Consider the following 1,370-nt stretch of genomic DNA (forward strand, 5'->3'; position numbering starts at 1 on the left):
CCTTGGCGGCTGGCGAGGATGAGGTGGCGGGCGCCGTGGTGGGTGGTGAGGTGGTGGGCGAGGGCGGTGGCGAGGGTGCCGGTGCCGCCGGTGATGAGGATGGTGTGGTGGGGGTTGAGGGGTTGGGTGGGGGTGAGGGCGAGTTTGCCGGTGTGGCGGGCTTGGCTGAGTTCGCGGATGGCGTGGGGGGCGTGGTGGAGGTGGTGGTTGGTGGTGGGGAGGGGGTGGAGGGTGTGGGTGGTGAAGAGGTGGTGGAGTTGTTGGAGCATGTGGTGGATGTGGTCGGGGCCGGCGTCGATGAGGTCGAAGGCTTGGTAGGTGATGTGGGGGTGGTGGGTGGTGATGTGGTGGGGGTCGCGGATGTCGGTTTTGCCCATTTCGATGAAGCGGCCGCCGGGGGCGAGGAGGCGGAGGCTGGCGTCGGTGTATTGGTGGGCGAGGGCGTTGAGGACGATGTCGATGCCGGTGTTGTTGGTGGTGGTGCGGATGTGGTGTTCGAAGTCGAGGGTGCGGGAGTTGGCGATGTGGTCGGTGGGGATGCCGTGGGCGTGGAGGGTGGGCCATTTGGTGGGGCTGGCGGTGGTGTAGGTGTCGAGGTTGAGGTGTTGGGCGAGTTGGAGGGCGGCGAGGCCGACGCCGCCGGTGGCGGCGTGGATGAGGATTTTTTCGCCGGGTTGGGCGTGGGCGAGGTGGTGGAGGGCGTAGTAGGCGGTGAGGAAGGCGACGGGGGTGGTGGCGGCTTGTTGGTAGGTCCAGTTGGGGGGGATGGTGGTGGTGAGGCGGTGGTCGGTGATGGCGGTGGGGCCGATGGCGTTGGTGAAGAGGCCCATGACTTTGTCGCCGGGGTGGAGGGTGTGGACGTCGGGGGCGGTTTCGAGGATGGTGCCGGCGGCTTCGCCGCCGAGGGCGGTGGGGCCGGGGTACATGCCGAGGGTCATGAGGGCGTCGCGGAAGTTGAGTCCGGCGGCGTGGACGGTGATGCGGATTTGGCCGGGTTGGAGGGGTTGGGTGGTGGTGGTGTTGGGGGTGAGGGTGAGGTTGTCGATGGTGCCGGGTTGGGTGGTGTGGAGGTGCCAGCTGGGGGTGTTGGGTGGGGTGAGGGTGTGGGTGGTGGTGGTGCGGGTGAGGCGGGGGGTGTGGGGTTGGCCGTGGCGGATGGCGGTTTGGGGTTCGTTGGTGGTGAGTTGGGTGGTGAGGGTGGTGGGGAGGGTGGTGAGGGTGTGGGGGTGGTGGTCGAGGTCGGTGATGTGGATGCGGTTGGGGTGTTCGTTTTGTGCGGTGCGGAGGAGTCCCCAGATGGCGGTGGTGGGGAGGTCGGTGATGTCTTCGCCGGGGCGTGCGGCTACTGCTCCACGCGTCAACACCACCAA

Annotated in this window: 1 protein-coding gene; it reads right to left on the reverse strand. The window is 68.0% G+C overall.

From position 1 onward, the window contains the following. The coding region (locus AB0I15_RS66885; protein ID WP_358121221.1) for a zinc-binding dehydrogenase at positions 1–1,361 on the reverse strand (1,361 nt) is incomplete at its 3' end. Positions 1,362–1,370: the final 9 nt, after the last annotated feature.

The sequence above is a fragment of the Nonomuraea sp. NPDC050643 genome (genome assembly GCF_040654715.1).
Lineage (GTDB): Bacteria > Actinomycetota > Actinomycetes > Streptosporangiales > Streptosporangiaceae > Nonomuraea.